1 protein-coding gene and 1 pseudogene are annotated in these 508 nt (G+C 53.1%); both read right to left on the reverse strand.

Going from position 1 to position 508, the window contains the following annotated elements; translation table 11 throughout:
• A pseudogene (locus tag R7R78_RS29705) lies at positions 1-251 on the reverse strand (conjugal transfer protein); the annotation flags it as partial.
• On the reverse strand, positions 248-508 hold a 261-nt coding region (locus tag R7R78_RS29710; protein ID WP_225475039.1), incomplete at its 5' end, for a hypothetical protein. The pseudogene R7R78_RS29705 and the gene R7R78_RS29710, both read right to left, overlap by 4 nt.

The following is a 508-nucleotide window of genomic DNA, read 5'->3' on the forward strand; positions in this document are numbered from 1 at the left end:
GAAATAAACTCCAGATCACGCCCCTTCAAATGCTTTTGGAGCAGGTGAAGTTTGATAGCCTTTGGCAAACGAGCCATCGCCATCACGCCACAGATCCCCGTCATCCAATAGAAGGGCTCCGGAGGCATCGTGCTGACTTGCTCTACGGCCAAAGCCGCGCCGGAGGCGGCAAGCCAGCCTGCTACAGCATTTTTTTCATAGTTGGGCCGCCACGGCATCTCGTAGGCGAGCGGGTCATAACTCATTGTCATGTTTCATTTACCTCTAAATACAGTTTTCCCTGACGTTTCTTGAGCAAAGGCCGTCTCTGTGCCCGGCTCAGCATCCCGCAGAGGATGTGTTTGCTGATGCCGATGTTTTCACCGGCAATCATGTCGAAGGCTTTGTCACTGGTTACTAAGCAGCCATCCTCTTCCAGGACAGGTGTCACGAGCCATCTGCCCGAGCGTTTTTGGATCATGTCCTTGAGCATCTGGAGTGCTTTCTGAGGCGTAACACCAGACGGCAA

Source organism: Vibrio sp. 2134-1 (assembly GCF_033339495.1).